Origin of the sequence: Streptomyces tsukubensis (assembly GCF_003932715.1) — a bacterium.
In the GTDB taxonomy this organism is placed as follows: domain Bacteria; phylum Actinomycetota; class Actinomycetes; order Streptomycetales; family Streptomycetaceae; genus Streptomyces; species Streptomyces tsukubensis.
The window spans coordinates 7,045,224-7,070,103 of the sequence record NZ_CP020700.1 but is presented as its reverse complement, the minus strand read 5'-3'; the positions used below and the strand labels follow the sequence as shown (position 1 = coordinate 7,070,103).

Genomic DNA, 24,880 nt, shown 5'->3' with positions numbered 1-24,880 from the left:
GTCAAGGAGTGCCGATGGCAGGCAGGGTCCATCAACCCCAGGAGGACGCCGAGTTCGAGTTCATCCTGGCGAGGGCGGACGTCCCGGTACTCGCGTACTTCCACGGTACGTGGCCCAAGGCCGTGGCAGCATGCAAGGAAATGGAGCCCCTGGTGCGGGAGGTGGCCGACGCCTACCAGGGGCGGCTGATCGTCGTGCGGGCCGACATCGCCAGGTGCCCCGGCCCGGTACGGCGGTACGGCGTCACCGGCGCGCCCTCCTTCGTGCTGATCGAACGGGGCGAGGCGACTGCGGCCGGGAGCGGCCCGATGGCCCGGGCCGCGCTCGGGGAGTTCCTGGACGCCCACCTGTGAGAGGCCGCATCCCGGCCGGCGAGATGGTGTCCCGCCGCACTGAGCTGTGCGAAGAGCCGGGCCTGGCCACCCCTTCCCGTGCAACCACCATGGCCCCAAACACACGAAATGCCGTCCTCTCATGGCTGAGAGAACGGCTTCCGACCGGCCAAAGAGCTGGTCGGGACGACAGGATTTGAACCTGCGCCCCCTTGACTCTCAATGCAAGTCAAAGGCACTTTCCAGACATAGCAGACTTATTCCGGGCGCAAGTTGTGCGTGGAAGCATGCATCGTGCACCACCGTGCGTAGCGTGTGGTCCCCGTGGTCTGCTCCGCGACACGCTCCAGCTCCTCCGCGGAAACACGAACGTGCCGCTCCCCGTTCTCCGTCTGCACCACGATCTCCAGCATGCGCAGTCTCTGACACACCCTCTGACAACAGACCTGCCGGGGAATGCTCGACTCGGCGATCTCTACAGGCCGCCCAGTCGCGTGTTCATCGTGTCGAGTGTCGGCCAGGGAGGACCGCCGCGCAGTGCGCGCAGGAGCTCTTCTCCGAAGCGCCTCCCGTTCGGAAACTGGTCGCCAAGCTCCCAACGCCACGCGGCGACCATCGCGAGAACGAGCTGTCGGCACTCGTCCAGAAGCCCTTGGTCAACGTTCGGGTAGTGCTCGCAGACCGCCTCGGGAACATGGGCGAGGTCGAACTCGACGGGTCCACGGCAGCACGTCTCAAGGTCGATGAACAACGGGCCGATCCTCGTGCTGAGGACATTGCCTGGATGCGGCTCGCCGTGGAGCAGCTGCTCCACGGCGCCGCGCTCCTCGATCGCGTGTCGCAGGCCGGCCAGCCTGCCGCTGAGGAAGACGCGGTCTGCGTCGGCGAGCTCCGGCGAGCGGTCCGGGTCGGCGACAACTTCTTCCGCCTCCGTGATCCGGTCCGTGAACCTCGGGCTCGGTACATCGACGTTGCGCATGCCTGCGTGCAGCTGCTCCAGCGCCTCGGCATAGTCGACCGGGGAGAAGTGAGGTGCCACGGGCTCGTAGTAGGTCCACAGTGTCACTGCGAAACCATCGAACGTGTACACACGCGGGTCCGCCCGAGGCTCCAAGGGGCACATCGGACTTCCGACCTCGGTGAGCCGCTGAGCGAGCTCGACTTCGAACCGTGCAACCTCTTGTCCCACAGGGGCGACCCGGGCAAAGACGTCGCATGGAGTCAGCCGCAGTGCCAGCTTGTTCGAGTTGTGGAGAACGATCGCGTCGTCGGCCGGCAGGCCGAGCGATGCGGCGACCGAAGTCGCAGCCGCGATCGCACGCATGACGTCAGTGATCTCCACCCCGCGAATCCTGGCACAGATGAGCGAGAGTGGTGCCGACAATCATGGCCTGGCACATCAGCCAGGACCACTCGCTCAACCTTCGCTGAGAATCGCTCAACCTTCACTGCGACAGGTCAGGCCTCTCGGTGGCGAACCTGGTCTACAAGCGGGTCTCGACCGACCAGCAGTCGACCGCCCGCCAGGACCTCGTCCTGGACGAGGCCGGGATCGAGGACCCGTTCGTCTTCGAGGAGGACCCCGGCACCTCCAGCCGCCTCCACCCCTCCAGCGCCCGAAGTTCCGCGCGCTCCTCGGCTACGCCCGGCCCGGGGACACCGTCCACGTCGCGCGACGCTCGCCGCCGCCCGCACCGGTGGTGCGGCGATCTCCTGTTCCGGCCGCGGCCGGGCGGCGCCTTCTGGTAGAGGACAGGCCCGTGGTCGGTGGGCCAGGTGGTGGAGGCTCGCGGACCGGTCTGGTGACCGCACCTCCACGCGTACTTCGCCACTCGGGGAAGTCTCGTAGTGCTTCCTCCCCGGCCCTCCTGCGCCACAACGCCCTGGACCCCGAACGGCCCGGATCCTGGTCCAACGCCCCGTGAAGCTGCCCGGCCCGCTACGGGGCCCCTCAGCAGCAGCGGCCGCCACTTTGGGACGCGGTTCCTTCCGTCCGGCAGAAGCACGATGCCTCGACCGGCACGTCCGCCAGGGCCGCGGCCGTCTTCAACTGCTCCGCGACGATCAGCGCTTCGGCCGAACGCCCGAGCCGTACCAGACACTCGTGAAGGCCGTGCAGGGACCATACGTTTCCCGGGTGCCGACAGGCCCGGGGGAGGGTCTCGTCGAGGCCCAGATCCGCGCGGTAGACGGCCTCGGCTTCGGTGATGCGGCCCTGCTCCAGCAGCAGGGCACCGTAGGCGTGCCGGGGCGGCTGCATCCAGCCCCAGGGTTCGTCGTACGGCAGGTTGTCGGTCAGTTCCACCGACCGCTGCAGGGCGGCGAACGCGATATCGGTGCTGCCCCTGCGGTACTCCAGCTCGCCGTCGAGCATGGCGGCGGCGACGGCGAGGATGTCGGCACAGGTGTTGTTGAACAACATGCGCGTCTCCTGGACCCTGCCGGTCGCCTCGCGGAACAGCTCCCGCGCCGTCTCGGCCTCGCCCACCCGGCCGGTCGCGGAGAAGGCGACACCACGGGCGTAGTGCAACATCGCCGTGGAGGTGCTGTACAGCTCCTGGTCATGAGGGAGAGGAAGCTCCAGGATGTCGGACCAGCGACCGAACCGGATCAGCACATGGACCCGCATGGCGAGGAAGGCCTCCAGCCAGTCGGCCATCGGCGGGCTCTCCACCCGTAGCAACTCCTCCGGAACGGCCGCCTCCAGCTGGTCGGCCGCCTCCAGAGCCACTTCGGACTGTCCGAGGAACATCGCACCGTAGATCTTGAAATGAATGTTGTGGCACCGGTAGAGGGTGTAGAAGTTCATCGCGCCGGACCGCTCAAGGGCCTTCGCGTCGACGGCGATGGCGGCATTGCTGTCCGACACGACCCGCCTGTAGTCCCCGCACAGCACCTCCAGATGCGAGGGCATGTGCGCGAGGTGCCCGGCGTCGGGCACCATTCCGCGCAGCCGGTCGGCGACGCGCAGCGCTCGCTCCGGATACGGAGACATCTCCATCAGATGGATGTAGAGGTGCACCACCCCCGGGTGATCCCGCCCGCCGGAGGTGGCGAGAGCCCGCTCCAGGACCGCCTTCGCCTCGGCGGTCCTGGCGCCCGCCGCAGGCTCGCCGGTCCGCAGATCCCACAACTGCCACGGCGTGAGATTCATCAGCGCATCGGCGTAGAGGGCGGCGACGTCGAGATCGTCGGGGGCCTGCACATAGGCGGCGCGCATGCTCTCGGCATACGGCTCGTTCCAGACGGAGCAGTCCTCGACCGGGCGCGCCTGCGGATACCGGGAGCGCAACGCCCCGATCAGAGCCCGCTCGACAGTTGTGGCACCCGCGGCCTTCTCCTGCGCGCGCCCGGCCGCCGCATGGGTACGCTCGACGGTCATGGCCAGGTCCCGAGCGTCGAAAAACTCCCACGGCTTGTTGTAATTGGGTCCGAGTGCGTAGGCGATCCCCCAGTACGCCATGGCGCAGTCGGGGTCGGCCTCGGCCGCCTTCTCGAAGCAGCGGACCGCTTCCTCATGATGGAAGGCGTATGTCCAGACCAGCCCGCGGTCGAACCAGCGCTGCGCATCGGGGGATGTCGTGCTCACCCGCCGGGTGTGCGTACCGAGGTCGTAGTAGTCGTCGGACAGTTCCTCGTCCCGTACCCGATCACCCATGTGTCTCCTCCCGAGCGGAGTGCCGCGCCGGACGTGCCGGCACCCAACGTAGTCGTGATCGCATGCATGCTGCGGAGGATCGGCGGGACACTCCCTCACGGCCCCCTCCGGGCCGAACCCGAGGAGGCCCGGGTTACCCGAGGGATTCAAGGCCGCCTTCGACCAGGGCCCGGGGAATCAGCGGCGGATCGTGCAGGGCGAGAAGGTCATCGGCGACGGCCACCATCGCCTCGTGGGATGCGGTACGGCCGTCGGCGGAGTGCCGGCCGGACGCCCCCGCACGTCCGATGACGGGCGGGGGCGGTGAAAAGGGGTCCTCGGCCGAGGGGTCTCAGCCGGTGGCCGTGAGGGCGCGGACCGCGCGGACCAGGGCCGCGTTGTCGGGGGCCGGGGTGCCGTCGGGAAGGTCGGTACCGTCCTCGTATCCGATGCGGGCCTGGTGGCCGTCCTCCTGGGCCGCGCGGACCAGGGGCCAGACCGTGGCGCCTTCGCCGTGGTAGAGGATCGGGCAGGTCACTCCGGCGGCGACGATACGTCCGGCCATCGCGCGGGCCGCGGCGACCGCCTCCTCCGGGTCCTCCTCGACCGGTTCGATCAGGATCCGGACATTGCGGTGGAGGGTCGGCGAGGCGAGGAGGGCGGGGACGTCGTCCATGGTCCAGACGGCGCTCTCCAGCACCATGCCTCGCGCCACGACGAGTTCGGCGGTCTCGGCCGCGCCCTCTTCGCAGAAGGCGACCGATGCGAAGTCGGGCATCGGATCCCACGCCTCGACCAGCTTGTACCGCTCCTCGGGGCCCGAGCAGGTCCACAGTCCCGTGGTGGTGCCGACCACGGCGTCGGGGGCGGTGGCACGGATCGCCCGGAGCACCTCGGCGAGCAGGTCGGGGCGGATGCTCTGGCCGCCGTCCGGGGTGCGGACGTGGAAGTGGACGACGTCCGCTCCGGCGGCGAGCACCGCCCGGGTATCGGCTGCGATCTGCTCGGCGGTGACCGGGACGGTGGGGCACTCGGTCGGGGTGCGCCCGCCGTTGACGGCGGCTTTCAGAAACACGTTGGTCCTTTCGGGGATGAGGGGGGACGGCCGGGTCAGCGGGAGGCGGTGAGCCGCCGCAGGGTCTCGGTGGCGCCGGTGAGGGCGCCGAGCGGGGCGCCCGCCCACAACTCGGCGATCAGGGCGGGTTCCTCCGCGTCGTCGACGAGTGCCTCGTCGAGGACGTCGGCGAGCCGGCCCGCCGGGGCGATGATCAGCCCGTTGGCGTCGCCTAGCACGATGTCACCGGCGTGGACGGGGACCCCGCCGCAGGTGACGGGGGCGCAGAGGGAGCCGTCCGCGAGGCCGTGCAGCTTCGTGGTCAGGGGGGTGCGGCCGTACGCGTACACCGGCAGTCCCACGGCCCGCAGCGCGTCGATGTCGGTACAGAGCCCGTCGACGACCGCCCCGGCGGCGCCGCGTGCGGCGAGGGCGTTGACGACGACCTCGCCCAGCGGGGCGTGCCGGCGGTCGCCGCCGGTGTCCACGACGACGACGTCGCCGGGGCCGACGAGTCCCGCGGCGTGGTGGAGCAGGGTCGAGTCGGTGGCGGTGGTACGGACGGTCACGGCCCGGCCGACCAGTTTGCCGGTGCCCGCGACCCGCTGGAGGGCGGCGTCGCAGAAACCTTCCTCCAAGTAGTGGCCGAGGGTGGGGAAGTCGACCGTCCGCAGCCGTTCTGCGAGTGCGGTGTCGAGCGGGGCGGGCAGGTCACGGATGGAAAGCGGCATGGCTGCGGGTCACCTCGGTCCGATGATGATGCGGCGGTTGCGGAGGACGGGCAGGATGGTACGGGCCCGGTCGATCCGGTCCTTGTCGGCGTCGACGACGAGCAGCGACCGCTCCTCCTCGCCGAGTGCGGCGCGCACCACTCCGAGGGGGTCGACGGCCATCGACATACCGATGCAGTCGGGGGTGGTGAGCGACGAGGCGACGACCCAGCAGGTGTTCTCGATGGCCCGGGTGCGTACCAGGGTCTGCCAGTGGTCTTCCTTGAGGGGGCCCTTCACCCAGGCCGCGGACACGGCGAGGAGATCGGCACCCATCTCCACCAGGGACCGGGTGAATTCGGGGAAGCGCACGTCGTAGCAGTTGACGAGTCCGACGTTGAAGTCGCCGATGCGGACCACGACGGGGCCGGTGTCGCCGCGCTGGATATGCCGCGACTCCTTGTAGTCGAAGGCGTCGTAGAGGTGCATCTTGCGGTAGAGGCCGATGACCTCACCGGTGGCGTCCACGGCGGCCATGGTGTTGTACGGGAGGGCCGTGCCGCTGTCCTCGAAGCCCGCGGCGACCATCGCGACGCCGTGGGTCCGTGCGGTGCGGGAGAGCCCGTCGACGAAGGGCTCCCAGTGGGCGGTGGCGAGGTCCCGGAGCGGGATCCCGGTCTCGTCGGAGGCTTCGGACGGGAGCATCGACTCCTCGGGGAAGACGACGAGCTCGGCGCCCGCGGCGGCGGCTTCGGCGGTCATCTCCTCGATGACCGCGAGGTTGGCCGCCGCGTCTGCGGTGGGGGCGAACTGTGCTGCGGCGACCTTCACGGCCGGATCTCCTTGCGGGGGTGATGGGGGCGGTCCTGACCCTGGTCGGGCCGGGTGGGCCGGGCGGCGGTGGTCATTCGGCGAGCAGCCGGGCGCGGGCGGAGTCCCAGCCGGCGGTGACGGGGTCACCGGCGGCGAGGCCGCCGCGGTCCGCGCCGCCCGCCTCGGCTACCAGGGACGTCCCGTCGGCGAGGGTGAGGTGGTAGCGGGTGGCGTTGCCGAGGTAGACGGTCTGCCGGAGGGTGCCGTCGAGGACGGCGTTGCAGCCGGGCGGGCGTTCCCCTGCGGGGGCGAGCCGGATGTTCTCGGGCCGCAGGGCGAGATGGGCCTCGGTGCCGTCGGGGAGTCCGTGGCCCTCGGGTACGGGGATCCTGCCGAGGCCGGGGACGCCGATCGCGGTGGTGTCCACGGTGCCGGTGAGGAAGGTGGAGGTGCCGATGAAGTCGGCGACGAACCGGGTCGCGGGGCGTTCGTAGATCGCCTCCGGGCTGTCGACCTGGAGCACCCGGCCGCCGTCCATGACCGCGATGCGGTCGGACATGGTCAGGGCCTCCTCCTGGTCGTGGGTGACGGTTACGAAGGTCACCCCGACCTCGCGCTGAATCTTCTTCAGCTCCAACTGCATCTCGGCCCGGAGCTTCTGGTCGAGGGCGCCCAGTGGCTCGTCCAGCAGCAGCAGGGACGGCCGTCCGATGAGGGCGCGGGCGATCGCGACGCGCTGCCGTTGGCCGCCGGAGAGCTGGGCGATCGACCGGTCGCCGTAGCCTTCGAGGCGGACCAGGGCGAGGGCTTCGCGGACCGCGTCGCCGATCTCCGCCCGGGGGCGGGACCTGCGGACCTTCAACTCGAAGGCGACGTTGTCCGCGACCGAGAGATGGGGGAAGAGGGCATAGCTCTGGAAGAGCATGTTCAGGTCGCGTTTGTGGGGCGGGACGGCCGTGGCGGGGACGCCGCCGAGTTCGACGGTGCCCTCGGTGGGGGTCTCGAAGCCGGTGATCATCCGCATCAGGGTCGTCTTGCCGCAGCCGGAGGGCCCGAGGATGGAGAAGAACTCGTTGCGCCGGATGTCGAGGGTGACGTCCCGCACGGCCGGGGTGTCGCCGAAGGTCTTGCCCACGCCGGTGAGCCGTACGGCCGGGACGCCGTGGTCCCGGGCTGCCGCCCCGGGGGCGGTCTTCGTGTCGGTGGTCATGATCAGGACGCCTTCACCTTGGTCCAGCCCTGCTGGAAGTGCTTCATCGCGGCTCCCGGGTCGAGCAGGAAGTCCGCCTTGGCGACGGCTGCGTCGGGGGCGTAGACCGCCGGGTTCTCCAGCGCCTTCTTGTCCTTCACGAACTCCCGCGCCTTGGCGTTGGCGCTGGCGCTGCCGCCGTCGTCGGTGGCCATGGCCGCGATCTCGGGGCGGAGCAGGAAGTTGATGAACTGGTAGGCGGCGTCGGTGTTCTTGGCGCCCTGGGGAATGGCGAGGCCGTCGGTCCAGAGGGAGCCGCCCTCCTCGGGGAGTACGTACTCGACGTCCGGGTTGGCGGCGACGACTTTCGCCATTGCCGTACCGCTCCACGCCTGGGCCGCGCACGCCTGCCCGGAGGACAGCAACTGCGGGTAGTTGGTGGAGTTGTAGCCCGCGAGCATCTTCTTCTGGTCGGTCAGCGCCTCGGTGGCGTCCTTGATCTCGCCCTCGTCGGTGCTGGTGGCCCGGGAGCCGGTGACCTGGAGGCCCGCGATGTACGCCGCCAGCATGTTGTCCAGCATGTAGACCTTGCCCTTGTGCTTCTCGTCGAAGAGCGTCTTCCAGCTCGTCGCCGACGGGATGCACTTCTTGTTGTACGCGAAGCCGGTGGTGCCCCAGATCCACGGGACGGAGTACTTGTTCCCGGGGTCGTACGACGGGTCGCGGAACTTGTCCGCGATGTTGTCGAGGCCCTTGATACGGGAGTGGTCCAGGGGCTGGATCAGCTTCTGTCCTACGAGCTGCTGCACGCTGTACTGGCTGGGCTCCACCAGGTCGTATCCGGCCGAGCCCGAGCTGAGCTTGGCGGTCATGGTCTCGTTGCTGTCGAAGGTGTCGAGGGTGACGTCGATCCCGGTCTCCTGCTCGAACTTCTTCACCACGGTGTCGGGGATCTCCCCGGCCCAGGCGTAGACGTTGAGCTTCTTCCCGCCGCCGCCGGATGAGGATTCCGAGCCGCCGCAGCCGGTGGCGACGAGCGCGGTGACCGTGGCTACGGCGACCGTGAGGACGCCTCTGGAGACGCTTCTTACGCGCATGGTGGTGCCTTTCGTACGGGGCGGACGGACCGCAGGGGGAGGAACCGGGGCCGAAAGCAGGGGGGTCAGGAGCGGCCCGCGCCGAGCAGGACCCGGCGCATCTGCCGCAGTCCGACTCCGAGGATGATCAGCAGAGTGAAGAGCACGAGGATGGTGCCCAGGGCGTTGATCTCGGGGGTGAGGCCGCCCTTGAGCATCGAGTAGACCCGCAGCGGCAGGGTGGTGCTGCCGACGCCGTTGGTGAAGGTCGACATCACGATGTTGCCGAAGGAGATGGTGAAGCTGAGCAGCCACGCGGCCAGCAGCGGCTGCCGGAGCAGCGGCAGGGTGACCCGGCGGAACGCCTGCCAGGCGTTGCACCCGAGGTCGGTCGCGGCCTCCTCCAGCGCCGGATCGAGCGCGTTGTAGGCGCCGAGGACGATCAGCGCCGCGTACGGGAGGGTCACCACCAGATGGCCCAGGACCAAGGTCTGCGTCCCGAGGTCGGCGCTCATCGCGCCGAAGACCGAGAGCAGGGCGACGCCCAGCACGATCTCCGGGACGATCAGCGGCAGGAAGAGCCCGCCCGAGAAGACCGCCTTGCCCCGGGACCGCAGCCGGGCCATGCCCATCGCGGCGAGCAGTCCGCAGAGGGTGGCCAGGGTGGCGGAGATCAGCGCCGTCTCGGCACTGACCCGCAGGGCGGCCAGCAGTTCGGTGTTCCGCGACAGCTCTCCGTACCAACGGGTGCTGAACCCGGCCCACTTGTAGGTGACCTCGGAGTCGTTGAAGGAGAGTACGACCACGACGACGATGGGGATGTAGAGGAAGGCGATCACGCCGCGGGCGAGCCATGCGGTCACGGTGTCGAGAGTGTGCTTCATGCCGACTTCCTCCTCAGCCGCCGGGCGGCGAGTCCGAATACCGCCATCGAGGCCACCATCAGAAGCAGCAGCACCACGGACGCGGCGGCGCCCATCGGCTGGTTACGGAACTCGGTGTAGAGCGTGACGATGAGATTGCCGACCAACTGGTCGCGTCCGCCGCCGAGCAGCACGGGGATCACGAAAACACCGAGGGTCGGGATGAAGGTGAGCAGTGCCGCCGCCAGCATCCCGGGCCGGGCGATCGGCAGCAGGACCCGGGTGTGCACCCGCCACCAGCCGCAGCCGAGGTCCCGGGCGGCCTCGCCGAGCGAATGGTCGACGCTGCGCAGGGCCGCGTAGATCGGGAAGATCGCGGTCGGCAGGAAGGCGTACACCAGACCGACGAAGGACGCGCCCTGGCTGGGGATCCACTGGGTGGCGCCGTCGGTGAACCCGATCGCGTCGGTGAGGCTGTTCACCGGGCCACCTGGGCTGAGCAGATTGATCCACGCGAAGGTGCGGACCAGGAAGTCGGTCCAGAACGGCACGATGATCAGCAGGAGCAGCAGCATCTGGCGCTGCGGGGACCGGCTCGACAGGTAGTACGAGACGACGTAGCCGAGCACCAGGCAGACCGCGGTGTTCAGGGCGGCCATGCCCAGGCTGTAGGAGAAGACCTTGAGATAGACGGGGTCCATCAGGTCCTGGTAGTTCGCCAGGGTCCAGCCGCCCCGGATGCCGCCGTAGGCGTCGGCCGAGGCGAAGCTGTTCCGTACCACCAGGAGCAGTGGCACCAGCACCAGGCCGGCGACGGTGATCCCGGCCGGGGCGAGGAGCAGGGTCGTCACCGCGGCCCGGCGGGCCCGTGGCTCCCGCGCCGGCGGGGCGGGGGGCTCCCCCGGCCGCCGGGGCGTCGCGCCGGTGCCGGCCGCCGCGACCGTCACCGCGGGGCCCGGCGGGACGGCCGGTCGGGGGGAAGGGGGGTCTGCATGGCGCTGAACTCCTTGTCCGGGGGCGGTTCCGGTCCGGGCCGGTCGCCGCCGGGCTCGTCGCGGGGTGCGGCGGCCGAGAGGCGGTAAGGGAGCCCGGAGCCCGTTCGGCGGCCCTGACCGGGCCGGCGGAGGCGGGGGTATCGGTTGGGGAAAGCGTCGGTTAACGGACCCCCCGCCGGAAAGATGAAACCGAAACGAATCCCGTGGAAAGACCGCCCGATTTCCGCGCATCTCGCAGCCCGGGATGTGACGGGCGACATTGGAGGGTCAGTAGAGAAGGTTCATGATGGTGCTGACAGAGTCCGCTCCCGCACCCGATTGGAGGTCCCCGGTGATCGACGACCTGGACCGCCGGATCATCGACCAGCTCAGGGTCGACGGCCGCAGCTCCTTCGCCGAGATCGGCCGGACGGTCGGCCTCTCGGAAGCGTCGGTACGCGCCCGCTACCAGCGGCTCCAGCGCAAGGGCGTCCTCCAGGTGGTGGGGATGACCGACGCGGTACGCATGGGCGAGATGGAGGTCCATCTCGCGGTACGGGTCCATCACATCCCGGTCGCCCTGGCCGCCCATGAGCTGTCCCGGATGCCGGAGGTGCGGTACGTCGCCTCCTGCGTCGGCCCCTACGACCTGATCGTGGACGTCCGCTGCCGCGATCTCGAACATCTCGCGGAGCTGCTCACGGAACGGGTCCGCCGGGTCAACGGGGTCGCCCACGCCGAGGCACTCACCGTGCTGGAGGTCATCAAGGACTCGTATCTGTGGGAGGGGTTCCGGGAGGTCCCGGTCCGGCCGGGGAAGCGGATCATCCCCGGCTGAGCGGGGCGCGGGGTGCGCCCGCGCCCGTACGGGTGCGGGATGCGGCCGGGGCCGTACGGCGGGGGCGCCCGGAGCCCGTACGGCACGGACGGCGGCGCCCGGAACCCGTCCCGGCTACTCCTCCGAGACGCCCTGGCCCACGGCGCTCGCCAGTCCGCTCCAGGTGTAGTCCTTGAAGAGTTCCAGCAACAGCAGGACCTGGACCCGGGAGACCCCCGGCAGCATCCGGATGTCGTCCAGCAACTGGACGAGCTGGGCCTGGTCGCGGCAGGTGCCTTCCAGGAAGATGTCCTGGCTTCCGGCGCAGAGCGCGACATGGTTGATCATCGGCATTCCGGAGAGCGTTTTGGCCACCGCTCTCGGGGTGAGATCGCGGACGCGGATCATCAGCCGTACCGACTGGTGCCCCAGTCGCAGCGGATCGCAGAGCGCCACGATACGCAGCACACCGCTCTCCTGGAGCCTGGCCACCCGCTGGCGTACGGTCCCCTCGGAAACGCCCAGGTCGCGGGCGAGGGCCGTATAGGGCGTTCGGCCGTCCCGGGTGAGTACGCGCACGATCCTGCGGTCCGTATCGTCCAACACACTCCCACCATGTCACCTTTGATAGCTTTAAAGCATCTCATGTGTTGGTGGTCACATTTCCGGAATTCCGGCTGATGCGCGCCATCGGGCAGTCGACCTGGATGCAGCGGAACCGGGTGCCGGACCAGCGCGGCGACGGCACGGCGATTTCGGCACCCGGCAGCCTTTCGGACAGACGCCGGCCCGGGACCGGATCAGGAACCGGCGACGGGTGGCCTGCTTCGCTATCCCGAAGCAGGGCGGCAGCGACCGCCGGGCGCAGCCGGAGACCAGGATGTAGATGATCGCGGCGAACGGCGACTCATCAGGGGCTATCCTGCGCCCCTCCACCCTGCGGCCGGACCCGCGAGGGCGCTACTGGTGCTGGCCATGAGGTTGGTGTCACTGCTCGTGTTGACCTTCGAGTTGGTTGAAGCTCGATGATGGCGCGGTGCCAAATGATGAGCTGATGCCGATCGGGGCCTTCGCCCAACGCAGTGGTCTGACCTCCAGTGCGTTGCGGTTCTATGCCGACTCCGGGCTGCTGCGCCCTGTCGAAGTCGACCCCGTCTCGGGCTACCGCTACTACAGCGCCGACCAGGTGGTGCAGGCGACCGTGCTGCGTCAGCTCCGCGAGCTCGCTATACCCCTCACCGCTGTCGAGGCTGTACTTGGTTCCGGTGCTGATGAGGCATCCCGGCTACTCGATGAGCATGTCGCAAAGGTCGTTGGGAATGCGGCGGCCGCGCAGCAGAAGGCTGCTGTCATCAAGTCCGCGCTCGGCAACGTGCCAGGCCTGCCCATTGCAGCGGTAAAGGGCCCTGTGCTGGCGGACGCGGTCGAGCAGGTCCTGACCGCGACCGCGTATGAGCACGGGATACCGGCACTCGCCGGTCTGCGCATCGAGGCAAGCTATGAGGCGGTCACCCTGACCGCGACGGACCGATACCGGCTCTCCACTCGAACTCTGGTGCCGGCTGAAGCACCGGGGCAGACGTGGGCCGGCACGGTCAACGGCAACGAGCTGCGGGTCGCGGTTGCCGAGATCCGCCGCAGTCCGCTGGTGCGACTGGAAGCGGTGCCGCACGGACTCTGGCTCCGCGTGGCCGGCCGGGAGGACCGGCACTGCCGGTTGCTGCCCGAGGAATTCCCCGACTACCAGCTGATGCTCGCTCCACTGGGCGACGTCACTACCCGTGTGACGGTGCCGAAGGAGCTGCTCCTGCGAGCCTTGGAAGACCAGCCCGGGGAGCGCATCACACTGCACGTTTCCGACCACGGAATGCACGTCCGGTCAGCGGATGACGAAACCGATGAAAACTCGGACATCTGGCTCCCGGCCACGGTGACGGGCCAGGCCCTCCAGATCTGGTTCGAGGTCACCACGTTCTATCCCGCCGTGAGCACCGCGATCGGCCCCGACGTCTTGCTCGACCTGCGGGGACACGACCTTCCCGTCACGATCCGCTCCGCCGACCGCGGGGATCTCACCACCCTGGCCATGCCCATCAAGTCCGACCACTCCGCCTGAGAAATCCGCCTGAGAGACACCGAGGAACAGCCCATGACCACCGCACCCACCAGCTCCGACCCGACCATGGAGGCCATAGGCCACGCCGTCGCCGAGGGCAGATCCGGTGACGGCGCCTCCGCCCGCCGGAAACTGCTGGGCCTGTGGTCCGCGATCGGTGTCACCGGTGACCCGCTGCACCGCTGCTCTCTCGCTCACTACCTGGCAGATCTCTACGAAGATCCCGCCCAGGCCCTCGCCTGGGACATCCGGGCCCTGGACGCTGCCGATGCCGTGACCGAGCAGCGAGTCCAGGAGCATCACGCCGGCCTTCACATCGCCGGCTTCTACCCCTCCCTGCACCTCAACCTCGCCGACAACTACCGTCGGCTCGGCTCCTTCGAAGCCGCCACCGAGCACATCAACGCGGCCAGAGCACACACCCCCAGCCTTCCTCAGGGTCCCTACGGTGACCTTCTTCGTGGCGCCGTCCAAGAGGTCGCCCAGGCCATCGCCGGGCGGGACCGGTCACGGCGAGCCTCCGCGCCCGGTTCCGCCGCGTGACGCACAAGAACGCACCCCTCACCATTGAGGGACGGCGTAACCAACGTCATGACCTCCGACAGCTGGACGGTGCGGTCCCCACCTGGTCTCCAAGAACGACGACCTGGACACCGGCCAGGACACTCAGAGGAACTCCGCTACCGCCGCGCCACCGGTCCTCGTTGGGCTGTTCACATGGTTCAAGGTCCAGCTGACTGTCGGTGAGCAGCCCCCGCCACACCGCGCGGGGAAGAGTGCGGGCATGTCCGTCCTGGTCATGGCCACCATCGAGGGTCCGCAGGTCGGGAACGCCACGGGCCATGGCGAGAAGGCGCAGGTTGCGTTCCCTGTCGCGGTCGTCATAGGCCAGCCATGCGGCCTTCTGTGCCCCTGCGGCGAGCCCCAGTTCCTCGCCGAACCGGGCGTCCTGTGCATCATGGACGTCCTGGGGCCAGTAGCTTCCTCCCGATTCGGGCTTCGGCCCGACCTCCGCCACCCATGGCTCGATCACACCGGCGGGAAGGTCCGATGGGCCGGCGACGATGGCTCCCTGCCGGCCTTGGGCCAGCCGCTTCCGCAGGACCGCGTGTGGCAGAGTCTCGACTCCCTCTCGGCGAGAAGACGACGTAGAACTGGTCTGCGTAAGACACAGCCGTATGGAGTACACGCAGGTGGTCCTCAGTGACGGGGATTCGGTCGAAGACTGGCGTGTCGTCGAAAATTCCGGGTCGGATACGGCTCTGGCTGTTCTCTTCACGAGCCTCCGACCGGCCGCCCCCTTCGGCATGCGCCTCAACATCGACGAGAGCTCCATGATCGGTCAGCCGGTCTGCGATGACGGCGGGCACTCGGAGAGTGACAACACGGCGTCCCCAGTCGGCAGCAGTGAGACAGGTGACCAGGACGCCGATGGTCCATGGATCCAGTGCGTCGAGGAAGCCCCCACCGCCGCGGTGGCTGCCTTCGTCTCGGATCCCCGGCAGGCCGACAGTCACCAGGCGGACGGGGGCGGACTGCAACGACGCGGCGGCTCGGGCCTGTTCCTCCCAGGACTCGATGAGGGCCCGAGCGCCGGCAAGGGCGTGATCACGCCCCTTCCGATTACTCCGGATTCCGTACACAAGGCTGTAGGCAATGTACGAGCGTTCGCCGGCACGACCCCAGCCGTCCTCTGCTTTGCTGCGCCACTGCCGCCACAGCGACTTCAGCCCACTGGTGATCTCCTGACTCTTTCCGAGCACCGCGAACGCATCATCGTCTACCGGGAGTTCCGGATCATCCATGCAGGCCACCGCAGCGGCGGTCAGAAGCCCGTCCGTGCAGACGAACTGCGTCGCCTGCGTCCGCAGCGTCTCCAGGTACTGCTCCTTCAAGGCCAACTTCGGCTTCGCCCACTCCTCCAACCACGGAAACTCCGCCGCAGTCGCCTGCGCCCGGTGCAAGCTTGTCGCCGCCCCGCGCCACGCGGAGAACACCAGATCCCGAAGCCGTGCGGCATCCTCACGGGCCTCCCGCGCGTCGGGGGCAGCTTCCCCGTCCTCATCCGATTCCTCGGGGCACGAACGCAGGAAATCAGCTGCGGCCTTTACCTCATGGCCATTCCATCTCTCGTCCTCTCGGGTGCCGTGTAGGACTGCAGCTGATAGAGGAGCCCAAGTCCACCGAGCGACTCCAGAAAGACGCCGAGCCCGGTCGTCGGCCGAGCCCGGAAACCCCGTTCCGCACAGCGAGTGCACATGCGGTTGACCATCGCCGCGTCCAGCGGAACCCTCATCGTCACCACATCGCGTGAGCGCAGTTGGGTACAGCTCACCGAGGAGTGCAGCTTGGTGTTCTTGCCTCTGGCTGAATGAGCCGTGACCAGTGCTCCCTCCAACGGGCCGAGCGGGACGGCGGCGATCAGTCAGCCGGTGCCGGCCCCGACCTCCGGCACGCGCAGCGGCCGGCCAAGCGGCCGGCCTGAGAAACGCCTCAGGTGAGGACGGGTGAGAGGCCAGCGAGGACAATGACCGCGATGAAGAACAGCTGAAGCACCGTGCAGGGGACGATTGAAACGCCCTGGGCTACGTGTCGCCGGGCGGCGGACGACCTCGGCGAACAGGAACTCGACCGGGTCGATCTCACCACGCAGCAGTCCCGGGCAGTCCCGTCCGCGCCAGCACAGCCATGAGCCGGGCATCCCGGCCGCGCAGTCGCGTTCACCCCCTGGGGATCGAGCGGGGCCAGTCGATCAGGTCCGCTTCACCGGAGCGTGGGTCCGGGGCGGGCCGGGCGGCAGGCCGTCGTCGTCCTGGTCCACCTCGGCATCGGTGCTTCTCGGGGCGGTGCCCCACGCCCGTCCTCCGCCCGGATAGGCGCCGGTGCCTACCCGGAACGGGCCCGCTCCGCCCGCCGACTCCCGTTCTCCTGACCTGCGCTGTGTGCTTTGCGCTCTGTGTCCTGCGTCCCGTGCCTGTCCTCCTGCGAGGCGGTCCACCTATGCTGCGGGCATGCCGGATCCGCTCTCCCTCCAGGAATACCTCGTCGAACGCTGCGAGAGATGCGACCGGGTCGGCTTCACCCTGCATGACGGCCGCGAGTTCCTCGGCTGGGTGACCGAGGTCACCGACAGCCTGGTCCTCCTGGACTGGCCCCCAGCCCGATGGACCTGAACCCGCCCGCCGAGCAGGACCTTCTCGACGAATCGGGTGAGTGGCTGTCGCTGGACGCGATCCTCCCCGGCTCCGCCTCCCACTACGAACGCGGCAGCCGCACCTGGGTGCCCCGGCCCTGCTGAGGGTCGCCCGGTCGTCGCGGATCCGATCGGCTGGGGCGGGTGGCCGAAGGCGCGGGTCCCGGCCCGTCACCCGGCCGAACCGTCCGTGCCGATGGTTCATGGGGGGGGCTCCCCGGTGGGACGCGCGGTCAGACTCCCGTGGAGGAACCGGCCCTGGCGCCGCGGTACGCGAGGCGCGTCCTGGCGGTGGCGGACGGGTTCACGGCAGGGCGAATGACCGCGGATCGGGGCGAGCCGGAGCCAGTTCGGCAACCCGGGCGGAGCGACCACCGGGCCGGGCCGGGTCAACGGCCGGCGCCGGAGTTCTGTTCTCGCGGACCGTCAGGGCTCAGGTGTCTCCGAGGTGTGTTCTCCGAAGTCGGGGCCGGGTCGCTGCAGACCGTCAGCCCTGGCCGCCTGCTCGGCGGCATGTCGGGTCTTCGCCTCGTCAAGCGCGTCGCCCATGCGGCTGTACAGCGCCTCCCTGCGCCTGACCGCGAGGGCTCGTGCGGCGTCGAGACGTTCGAGACTGCCTTGAAAGTGCGGGGCGACCTGCTGCGCGAACAGTTCGAAGTGCTGACGGGTCGCGTCTGCCCTCGCCCATTCGTGCGCCATCATGAGGTAGCAGCCGAAGCCGTGGGACTGCTCTTGCAGCAGTCGGATGTGCCGGATCGCGTCGTCCGGTGTGCCGATGACGCCAACGCCGGATTCGTTGATCCAGTCGATGCGTTCCTTCAGCGTCGAGCCGCCGGGCTCGAAGTGCGGTACCGCAGCTTCATACTGCAAATAGCGGCACCAGTCGTCGAGTCCGTACGCGACGTCCTTGTAGGCCTGTTCTTTCGTTTCGGCGATGTGCATCGGTCCGACCAGTCGCCATGCGGCGCGTTCAATAATGGTGCCGAACTGATGGGATCGTTCTTCCATCACGCTCCAGTGCGCGGTGAGCATGTCCAGGTCGCCGATCATGGTCGCGCCGATGGACAGCAGCGCCAACCCATGCTTGCCTGCGATCCGTGGGCCGGACGGCGAGGCGATCGCCGCGATGCCGACTTCAAAGCAGGGTGTGGTGTACGGGCGTAACTGACATCTGGCTTCGACGAGGTTGTAGCGGGCGGTCTTCTTGGTAACGGGTTCATCCTGGGTGAGCAACTGGATGAGGACCTCGGTGTCCTCTTCCAGCGCAGACCTCTGTGAGACCGGGTCGATGCCGATCATCGTCGCGTCCGTCGGGAGGGAGCCGGGGCCGAGGCCGAGCATGAATCGGCCCCGGGTGAGGTGATCGAGCAGGATCGCACGGTCCGCCACCCACAGTGGGTTGTGATACGGCAGAGAGAGCACGCCGGTTCCCAGCTTCATGTGTTTGGTCTGGGCTGCGACGTGCGCAATGAAGATCTCTGGGCTGGCGATCAACTCCGATCCGCCGGAGTGGTGTTCGCCGATCCAGGCTTCGTCGTAGCCGAGCTCGTCGAGTTGCTGAAGGGTGGCCACGTCCCGTGCGAAAGCAGTGAGGGGGTTCTGTCCCCGAGCAGTGTGAAACGGTGCCATGAAGACTCCGAAACGCATCTCATGTCCTTCCGTCAGATCAGATACAGGCCAGGCGACCCACCGCTGAAGGGCGCCCTCGCGTGGTGCTCAGTCTCCGGGCCGTTCTGGTCGAGGTCTCCGCATCCGCCGACAGCCTGCCCGCCCAGCGCGATGCCGGCACCTCCACCGAATCCGCCACCGGCGCCTGAGGAATCCCGCCGGTACGCTCGCCCTGATCCCGGTCGTACGGGAGAACGGGCGCGACGGGCGACGGGATTCCCTGCACGGCACGCACCCCCGCGCGCCGGCGGGGATGGTCCCCCTGATCACCTCGGCGTGGTCACGACCCGGACCATGGCCCCCGCTCACGCGGGGGTGGGTTCGCCCTCGCCCCGCCCCGATGACGGGGCGGGGCGAGGGGGTTTCAGGTGGTGGTCGGGAATGGTGGGGGTCAGGGGATGGTGATGAAGCGGGCGGTGCTGGGGACTCCTTGGGCGTTGAGGGCGAAGAGCATGTAGGTGCCGGGGAGGACGACGCCCCTGTCGGCCGGGATGGAGACCGTATGGGTGTTGGCGCCCGCGGGGGTGGAGGTCAGGGGGACGCGCCGCTGGTCGTTGTCGGTGGAGTGGGTCGCGGCCGCCGCCCGCATCAGCACGAAGGAGGCCACCGGGCCGCCGGTGGTGACCGTGAGCGAGGTGCCCGCGGCGGCCTGGGACGGTACGCCGCCGGTGATGGCGGGACGCGGTTTGGGTGAGCCGTCCGCGTTGAGCAGGTACGGCGGGGTGAACACGGCTCCGTCGGCGTGGTTGGTGGCGCAGTCGCCGCAGAGGCCGCCGCCGCCGGAGAAGATCCGGCCGTCGGGCAGCAGGTTTGCCACGCTGTGGTAGTTCCGCGGGATGGCCATGGTGGCGAGCGGGGTGAAGCTGCCGGTCGCCGGGTCCCACAGTTCGGGGGTCAGTACGGAGGTGGCGTCGCTGAACGGCACGGGGTACGACTGGCCGCCGAAGACGGCGACCTTGCCGTCGGGCATGACGACGCTGTTGGCGAAGGCGCGGGCCTGGTCCATGTCGCCCGTACGCGCGGCCTGGACCTGGCCGCCGTTGACGCTCACGGTGTACGCGCGCCGGGTGGCGGGCACGTTGTCGTACGCGGGCGAGCCGCCCAGGGTGAGCAGTTTGTCGATGTCGTACGCGACGGCGTTGCCGGTCATGGCGTCCTGGCTGTCGGCGCGGGGGCCGGCCGGGGTGATGCTGCCGTTCCCGGCGGTGGTGATCCAGTTCATCTGCTTACTCGGGCCGAGTTGGAGCACCTTGCCGCCCGAAGTGGCGTACAGCCACATGTGGTTGTCGGCGCGGTAGGGTCCGGCTGGGTCGGCGGTCATGGTCGAAGTGGCCGGGACGCCGGGGAGCTTGCGCCAGGTGGAGGTGTTCGGGGACCAGACCTCGCCGGCCTTGTCACCCGGGGCTCCGCTCCAGGACCCGCCGAGGACGAAGGCCTCGCCGGTGGAGAGCAGGGTCATCGACTGGTAGCCGCGGGCGATGTTCATGTTGCTGGTCGCGGACCAGGTGTCGGTGGCCGGGTTGTAGATGCTGGCCTTCTCCGCGTTGCTGCCGCCGGTGACCAGGACCCGGCCGTCGGCGAGCATCGCGATGCCCGGGCAGAACATGTCGTGGCCGGTGTTGTCGACGCGGCGCTGGGTGACCTTGCCCGTCTTCAGGTCGAGGATCGCGGTCTGGGTGTAGCCGTTGCTGCCGCCGAAGCGGTCGACCGAGTACGCCGACCAGGCCAGGAGCTTGTCGCCGGGCAGGACGGCGGTGGCCACCGGTACGAGGGGGAATCCGGTGATCCGGCCCCAGGCGCCGTGCGTGGCCGGGTTGGCCGGTCCGCTCAGGCGTATCTCGGCGGCCGTGGTCCAGGGCCCGCGGTTGCCGGCCTCGCCGGTCGCGGTCAGGCGTACGTAGCGGGCGGTCGCGGTGCGGGTGAAGGTGGCGGTCTTGACGGTGTCGTCGTCGCGCCAGGTACCCGCCGCGACCGGGGTGCCGAAGGTGGTCCCATCGGTGCTGGTGGTAACGGTGTACGCGCCCGCGCGCCCGTTGGGGCCGTCGTTGCGGGGCTGGTAGACGAGGGCGGAGACGGCCGTGGTGCGGTTCATGTCGATGGTGATGCTGTGCGGCAGCGGGGCCGAGGTGCCGGCATACCTGCTGTGCCAGATGGTGGCCGCATTGCCGTCGAGGACGTTGGCCGCGCGGCCGTTCTCGGCGGCGGTCTCCTCATCGCTCGCCGTGGCCGTCCATCCGGTGCGGGGCAGGTCGACGGTGGCGGCCGGGGTTCCCGGGTCGCCGAGCAGGTTGAGCTCGGCGGCGGTGGTCCAGGGGCCGCGGTTGCCGGCCTCGGTGACGGCGGTGAGGCGGACGAACCGGGCGCCCGTCGGGGCGAATCCGAGGGTCTTGGCGGCGGCGTCGTCCGCGAGGGTGCCGGTGGCGACGGGACTGCCCCAGTTCTGCCCGTCCGCGCTCATGCTGATGCTGTACTCGCCGACGCGCCCGTTGGGGCCGTCGTTGCGGGGCAGGTAGACGAGGCCGGAGACGACCGCCGTGCGATTCATGTCGATGGTGATGCTGTGCGGCAGCGGGGCCGAGGTGCCGGCATACCTGCTGTGCCAGATGGTGGCCGCATTGCCGTCGAGGACGTTGGCCGCGCGGCCGTTCTCGGCGGCGGTCTCCTCATCGCTCGCCGTGACGGTCCATCCGGTCCGGTCGAGTAGCGGAGCCGCGGGCTCCATGGCGTTCGCCGGGGCCACGGCATGGTGCGGCGACGCCTTCGCCGCCTGCTGGCCGACTGGTGCGGACGCCGGCCGGAGCGCTGCCCCGTCGGGGCCGCCGCCCGGCCCGGTACTCGCCACGCCGAGCCATGGCGTGGCCCCGACGAGCAACGAGCCGAGGGCAAAGGCGATGAGCAGAGGGGAACGGCGTAACGCTCGGGGGAGAGCGGAGATACGTCTGGGCTGCAATCGGACCTCCTGGGCAGACCGCGGGAGCGGAAAGGGAACGGTGAAGCGCCGACATCGGCTGTGAGTCCGCTGTGAACCCCTTGAACATAAGTTCGTCGCACATTAACTCGGGTGCAGAACAAGCGAGTTGACGCAAAACCTCCGCCCTTGTACGCGAAGCCGACCCCTCCGCCGGATGAAACCCACACCACCCATGCCGCCCGGACGGCGAACGCCCTCTGCTCGCCTCGTTCACCAGCGGCGAGCACTCCCCGGCAGCCCCGCGGGGGAGCGGGCGCACATCGCGCACACGGATCCGCCGACCGCCCCGCACATCACCAGCACGAACGTCACCATCAGATGGATACGGTCACGACCGAGAACGACATCCGGGCCGTATGCACACCCGTCCCTCTCCGTAGGTGGGTCGTTCCCGACGATGGGTCATAGACCCGGTCCCAAGGGCCGAAGCGTTCAGGCAGGTCACGCCACGGAGCCCCAGTGCGGGTTCGCCACCGTATGCCGTCGATCAACCGCCGCCGAGGCCAGACCCGAGGCCTCCCTGGCTTCTTGCCCACCGGCAGCAACGGCTCCAGCCGAGCCCACTGCTCGTCCGTCAGGTCTCCACGTCCCACGCCAAGATCATCACAGACCCTGCTCAGGAGTTTCCGCCACCGGAAACACCGGGTTTCCGTCCTCGCCCGTGAACGGCGGACGGGGCGGCAGGTACCCCAACGCTTGCCAGACGGCATGGGCAGCAGCGAACTTCACGTCGCCCGGACCGGTATCCGCAGGAGCGATTGCAATCTCTGTGACCTCCACCAGCAGGCTGCGGACACCGGCGGGCAGTCCCCTCAACGCGTACCAGGCGCCCTCTCGCGCTTCCGCCTCGGCACTGCCAACGGCAGCTGACGGGTGACTCCAGCGAAGTACGTCCGCACGAACCACGACCCCGGCACTCGCCGCCGGGACCAGGCGCACGCTGACCTCAGCGAAACGCGCCCAGCGGTTGGTCTGGCGCCGCAGTCGAAAGATCCCCTCCATGACCTGAGTCTCCCGTACCGACAGGGCACCAACCTCCCCGAACAACACACCTAGCCGTTTGAACCCCATCCTGCATTCATCCCTCTTGCCCGCCGGTCACCCCTCACACCTGCGCACAAAAGCGATGAACGCGACCTACCATCCTGCACTTGTCGACGGTGAGACGGGGCAGCAGGCCCTCGCCGGGGGGACGTCTCGGTCGAACGTCTGCTCCGTCGCGGTCACACGTCGCGCTGGCGGCGTTCTCGGTGAGCCGGCCGAGATACCCGTGGGCGGCCCGGCGGTCGCCGTCCGGCCAGCACAGCGTGTTCAGCGCGAGGTCGAGGTGGACGCTGAAACCTGCGACGAGCAGGGGCGCGGACCGCCGGTGTGGCGTCTGGGCGCTGGTTTGTTGCGGTGAGGTCGGTGTGGCGAGGGTGGCCTCAGGTCAGTGGGCGGGGAGCCAGCCCTGCTGGACCGAGCGGACGCCGGCCTCGAAACGGCTTCGTGCACCGAGGCGTTCCATGAGGTCGCTGGCCAGGCGGCGGGCAGTCCGGGGGGACACGCCGAGGCGGTTGGCGATGGCTTCGTCAGTGCAGCCCTTGGCGAGGAGGTCTATGACGCTCTGCTCCTGCGGGCTCAGCCCCAGGTCGTTGGTACCGGCCTTGTTGCCCAGGGGCCGGGCCGCGTCCCAGATGTGCTCGAACAGCGCGCAGAGTGCCGTGAGCGTGCCCTGGCCGGTCAGAACGACGGCGGCTGCCGCGGTGTCGTCGCTGCTCACAGGGATCACGGCGGTGGTACGGTCGACCACGATCATGCGGGTGGGCAGTGAGGGGACGGTGCGGACCTGCCCCCCGAGTTCAGCGAGCCAGTTCACGTAAGTGACGGTGTGGGGGCTGTTGCGAATGCTGTCCAGGTAGACGGTGCGCATCCGGATGCCGCGCTCCAGCAGGTCGCGGTCGAGGGGCTGAGCCGCCTCGATGTGTTCGAGCTTCTGCGCACCGGCTGGTGCGAAGGTCATGACCTCTTCCTGGACCTCGCGGGTCAACCGTGCCAGGCAGTCGCGGATCTGGTCGATGCCGATGAGTTGTTCGACACCCGGGTTCGTGCTGGCGGGGCGTAGATCGGCGTACTCGGCGATGAGCTGGGCCGCTGCGGCGCGGGAGGCTTCGATCCGCATCTGCTGGGAGGCGAGCTCGGCCTGCTGTCGTGCCATCAGGATCTCCATCCCGATGTCTGGGGAGACGGCTCGCAGTCTTCCTTCCTGTTCTCCGGACTGACGCAGCAGCGACAGCTCGCTCAGGGTGTCCAGGGCCTGACGGACGGCAGTCTCGGTGGTTGCGAGACGCTCGGCCAGGGAGGCCACTCCTTCTTGTGGATGAGCGAGCATGCCGCGGTACACGGCTTCCGACATGGCATCGAGGCCGAGTGCGCTGAGCATACAGTTCCCCCCTCTTATCAGATGCTGATCATGGTACGAATCTGTGGAAGAACCGCAGGTCCTGGCGGTGGACGGTTGCGGCCACGGCCGGAAACGCTATCAGCGGCGCTCTGTGAACCCGTTGGGTGATTTGGGAACCTCGCTGCCATGCATCTGATCCACGCCGCGTTCCGGCCGCTCGTGCCGGACGCGGTTCTCCCTGCACATCCGAGCGAGCTGTTCCTCTCCGCCGCCCGGCCCGACGAGCGTGTCGAGCATGTGGTCACGCACCCCCACGCCCGGCCGCATCCCGTGATCGGCGTCTTCCTCCTCGCGGACTCGCTGGACGAGGCGGAGTCACGCGCAGAGGCGTTCCTCCGCCGCGTCCTCACGACGGAACCATCCCTCACTGCATGGGAACTCGTAAGCGCCACGGTCCCCTTGATGACTCCCCTCTACGAACGTCTGCTGTCCTCCCCCGGCCTCGCTGGACAGAACCGTCCACGGCCCATTCCGTCCACCTGATTGCTCTTCCACCCAGCCTGAACTGTGAAGAAGCTGAATCTGCCAACCAGGAACACCGCGCTGGATCACACCACCGGAAAAAGCGTCACCGCGGGACGCGGTCACCGGACCACCCATCACTTCACGCGCCAAGGACCACAGCCATGCTTCGCACCGTTCTCGTCAGGGCCGTCGCGGCGGCGACTCTCTCCCTCGCCGCCTCGGCCGTCCACCTCTCGTCGGCCCAGGCCGGTAACGGTCCTCCCTCCGACACTGTGTCCGACGCCAAGCCCAACGACAACATGATCTGGGGATAGTCACCGGGCCTGTGCCCAAGCCTCACCGACGCCGCACCACGCGGAGGAACCCGCTCATGAAGTCCGTCAGCTCCGGCACGCGGCCGCGGCTCACACCACCACGGCGACGCCCGGCGCACGCACGACTTCACCGCGCACCGCGCCAACGACACGCCCCGTGCCGTCCGGAACGCAGCAGCGCCTGCCCGAAGGGCGAGTGACGGTAGACGACAAGGCCGAGCTGACTGCACGGAACACCGGCCCCC

25 protein-coding genes and 2 pseudogenes are annotated in these 24,880 nt (G+C 69.1%); 10 read left to right on the top strand and 17 right to left on the bottom strand.

The features are described 5' to 3' along the window. Positions 1-14 precede the first annotated feature (14 nt). Positions 15-353 (top strand): thioredoxin family protein, encoded by a 339-nt coding sequence (locus B7R87_RS29465; protein ID WP_006345364.1) that lies wholly within the window; start codon positions 15-17, stop codon positions 351-353. Positions 354-807: 454 nt separating this feature from the next. Here the strand turns inward: B7R87_RS29465 and B7R87_RS29455 are convergent, their stop codons facing one another. Then, a complete protein-coding gene (locus tag B7R87_RS29455) occupies positions 808-1,674 on the bottom strand; it encodes a phosphotransferase family protein (RefSeq protein WP_006345365.1) in 867 nt (288 codons plus the stop codon). Between the two features lie 128 nt (positions 1,675-1,802). Here B7R87_RS29455 and B7R87_RS29450 point away from each other — a divergent pair, with 128 nt between their 5' ends. Then, a complete protein-coding gene (locus B7R87_RS29450; protein WP_006345366.1) occupies positions 1,803-2,081 on the top strand; it encodes a hypothetical protein in 279 nt (92 codons plus the stop codon). Between the two features lie 202 nt (positions 2,082-2,283). On the opposite strand, the gene B7R87_RS29445 is transcribed toward B7R87_RS29450, so the two are convergent. The 8 genes from B7R87_RS29445 to B7R87_RS29410 form a co-directional block, all read right to left on the bottom strand. Next, a complete protein-coding gene (locus B7R87_RS29445) occupies positions 2,284-3,990 on the bottom strand; it encodes a hypothetical protein (RefSeq protein ID WP_006345367.1) in 1,707 nt (568 codons plus the stop codon). Positions 3,991-4,321: 331 nt separating this feature from the next. Then, complete coding sequence (locus tag B7R87_RS29440) at positions 4,322-5,044, bottom strand: 3-keto-5-aminohexanoate cleavage protein (RefSeq protein WP_006345368.1); 723 nt, start codon at positions 5,042-5,044, stop codon at positions 4,322-4,324. Positions 5,045-5,079: 35 nt separating this feature from the next. Next, positions 5,080-5,754 (bottom strand): RraA family protein, encoded by a 675-nt coding sequence (locus B7R87_RS29435; RefSeq protein WP_006345369.1) that lies wholly within the window; start codon positions 5,752-5,754, stop codon positions 5,080-5,082. Between the two features lie 9 nt (positions 5,755-5,763). Further along, positions 5,764-6,564 (bottom strand): carbon-nitrogen hydrolase family protein, encoded by an 801-nt coding sequence (locus B7R87_RS29430; protein WP_006345370.1) that lies wholly within the window; start codon positions 6,562-6,564, stop codon positions 5,764-5,766. Between the two features lie 73 nt (positions 6,565-6,637). After that, on the bottom strand, positions 6,638-7,756 hold the full coding sequence (locus B7R87_RS29425) for an ABC transporter ATP-binding protein (RefSeq protein WP_006345371.1): 1,119 nt from the start codon (positions 7,754-7,756) through the stop codon (positions 6,638-6,640). A gap of 2 nt (positions 7,757-7,758) precedes the next feature. Continuing rightward, positions 7,759-8,832 (bottom strand): ABC transporter substrate-binding protein, encoded by a 1,074-nt coding sequence (locus B7R87_RS29420; protein ID WP_006345372.1) that lies wholly within the window; start codon positions 8,830-8,832, stop codon positions 7,759-7,761. Positions 8,833-8,897: 65 nt separating this feature from the next. Further along, positions 8,898-9,695 (bottom strand): ABC transporter permease, encoded by a 798-nt coding sequence (locus B7R87_RS29415; protein ID WP_006345373.1) that lies wholly within the window; start codon positions 9,693-9,695, stop codon positions 8,898-8,900. Continuing rightward, entirely contained in the window at positions 9,692-10,525 is an 834-nt protein-coding gene (locus B7R87_RS29410) for an ABC transporter permease (protein ID WP_006345374.1), read from the bottom strand. Before B7R87_RS29410 ends, B7R87_RS29415 begins: the two co-directional genes overlap by 4 nt. 427 nt (positions 10,526-10,952) lie before the next feature. Between B7R87_RS29410 and B7R87_RS29405 the strand changes: the two genes are divergently transcribed. After that, a complete protein-coding gene (locus tag B7R87_RS29405; protein WP_198965081.1) occupies positions 10,953-11,486 on the top strand; it encodes an Lrp/AsnC family transcriptional regulator in 534 nt (177 codons plus the stop codon). Positions 11,487-11,600: 114 nt separating this feature from the next. Here the strand turns inward: B7R87_RS29405 and B7R87_RS29400 are convergent, their stop codons facing one another. Then, positions 11,601-12,071, bottom strand: coding sequence for an Lrp/AsnC family transcriptional regulator (locus B7R87_RS29400; RefSeq protein ID WP_040913174.1), 471 nt, complete (start codon positions 12,069-12,071; stop codon positions 11,601-11,603). A gap of 174 nt (positions 12,072-12,245) precedes the next feature. Next, a pseudogene (locus tag B7R87_RS33250) lies at positions 12,246-12,429 on the bottom strand (IS5/IS1182 family transposase); the annotation flags it as partial. A 72-nt stretch (positions 12,430-12,501) separates the two neighbouring features. Between B7R87_RS33250 and B7R87_RS29395 the strand changes: the two are divergent. Further along, positions 12,502-13,581: a DNA polymerase III subunit beta family protein gene (locus tag B7R87_RS29395; protein ID WP_040913176.1), complete on the top strand. Its 1,080-nt coding sequence runs from the start codon at positions 12,502-12,504 to the stop codon at positions 13,579-13,581. Positions 13,582-13,614: 33 nt separating this feature from the next. Then, positions 13,615-14,124: a hypothetical protein gene (locus tag B7R87_RS29390; protein WP_006345378.1), complete on the top strand. Its 510-nt coding sequence runs from the start codon at positions 13,615-13,617 to the stop codon at positions 14,122-14,124. Positions 14,125-14,170: 46 nt separating this feature from the next. On the opposite strand, the gene B7R87_RS29385 is transcribed toward B7R87_RS29390, so the two are convergent. Continuing rightward, complete coding sequence (locus B7R87_RS29385) at positions 14,171-14,614, bottom strand: hypothetical protein (protein WP_130584747.1); 444 nt, start codon at positions 14,612-14,614, stop codon at positions 14,171-14,173. 145 nt (positions 14,615-14,759) lie between these two features. Between B7R87_RS29385 and B7R87_RS29380 the strand changes: the two genes are divergently transcribed. From B7R87_RS29380 to B7R87_RS34195, 3 genes are all read left to right on the top strand, one after another. Continuing rightward, on the top strand, positions 14,760-15,734 hold the full coding sequence (locus B7R87_RS29380) for a hypothetical protein (protein ID WP_006345379.1): 975 nt from the start codon (positions 14,760-14,762) through the stop codon (positions 15,732-15,734). Positions 15,735-16,592: 858 nt separating this feature from the next. Next, positions 16,593-16,754 carry a hypothetical protein gene (locus tag B7R87_RS29375; protein ID WP_157997814.1) on the top strand — a complete coding sequence of 54 codons (162 nt, stop codon included), beginning with the start codon at positions 16,593-16,595 and terminating at the stop codon, positions 16,752-16,754. After that, positions 16,745-16,879: a hypothetical protein gene (locus tag B7R87_RS34195; RefSeq protein WP_269847469.1), complete on the top strand. Its 135-nt coding sequence runs from the start codon at positions 16,745-16,747 to the stop codon at positions 16,877-16,879. Before B7R87_RS29375 ends, B7R87_RS34195 begins: the two co-directional genes overlap by 10 nt. Before the next feature lie 321 nt (positions 16,880-17,200). Here the strand turns inward: B7R87_RS34195 and B7R87_RS29370 are convergent, their stop codons facing one another. The 5 genes and pseudogenes from B7R87_RS29370 to B7R87_RS29350 form a co-directional block, all read right to left on the bottom strand. Then, complete coding sequence (locus B7R87_RS29370; protein WP_006345380.1) at positions 17,201-18,421, bottom strand: LLM class flavin-dependent oxidoreductase; 1,221 nt, start codon at positions 18,419-18,421, stop codon at positions 17,201-17,203. Between the two features lie 412 nt (positions 18,422-18,833). Then, a complete protein-coding gene (locus B7R87_RS29365) occupies positions 18,834-21,182 on the bottom strand; it encodes a discoidin domain-containing protein (RefSeq protein ID WP_006345381.1) in 2,349 nt (782 codons plus the stop codon). 635 nt (positions 21,183-21,817) lie between these two features. Next, positions 21,818-22,006: pseudogene (locus B7R87_RS29360) on the bottom strand (transposase); the annotation flags it as partial. Between the two features lie 10 nt (positions 22,007-22,016). Beyond that, entirely contained in the window at positions 22,017-22,415 is a 399-nt protein-coding gene (locus tag B7R87_RS29355; RefSeq protein WP_130584745.1) for a hypothetical protein, read from the bottom strand. 427 nt (positions 22,416-22,842) lie between these two features. Further along, complete coding sequence (locus B7R87_RS29350) at positions 22,843-23,835, bottom strand: LuxR C-terminal-related transcriptional regulator (RefSeq protein WP_006345384.1); 993 nt, start codon at positions 23,833-23,835, stop codon at positions 22,843-22,845. A 147-nt stretch (positions 23,836-23,982) separates the two neighbouring features. On the opposite strand from B7R87_RS29350, the gene B7R87_RS29345 reads away from it, so the two are divergent. Both B7R87_RS29345 and B7R87_RS29340 read left to right on the top strand, forming a co-directional pair. Then, a complete protein-coding gene (locus B7R87_RS29345; RefSeq protein WP_006345385.1) occupies positions 23,983-24,339 on the top strand; it encodes a hypothetical protein in 357 nt (118 codons plus the stop codon). Positions 24,340-24,482: 143 nt separating this feature from the next. Next, entirely contained in the window at positions 24,483-24,635 is a 153-nt protein-coding gene (locus B7R87_RS29340; protein ID WP_157997813.1) for a hypothetical protein, read from the top strand. Positions 24,636-24,880 lie beyond the last annotated feature (245 nt).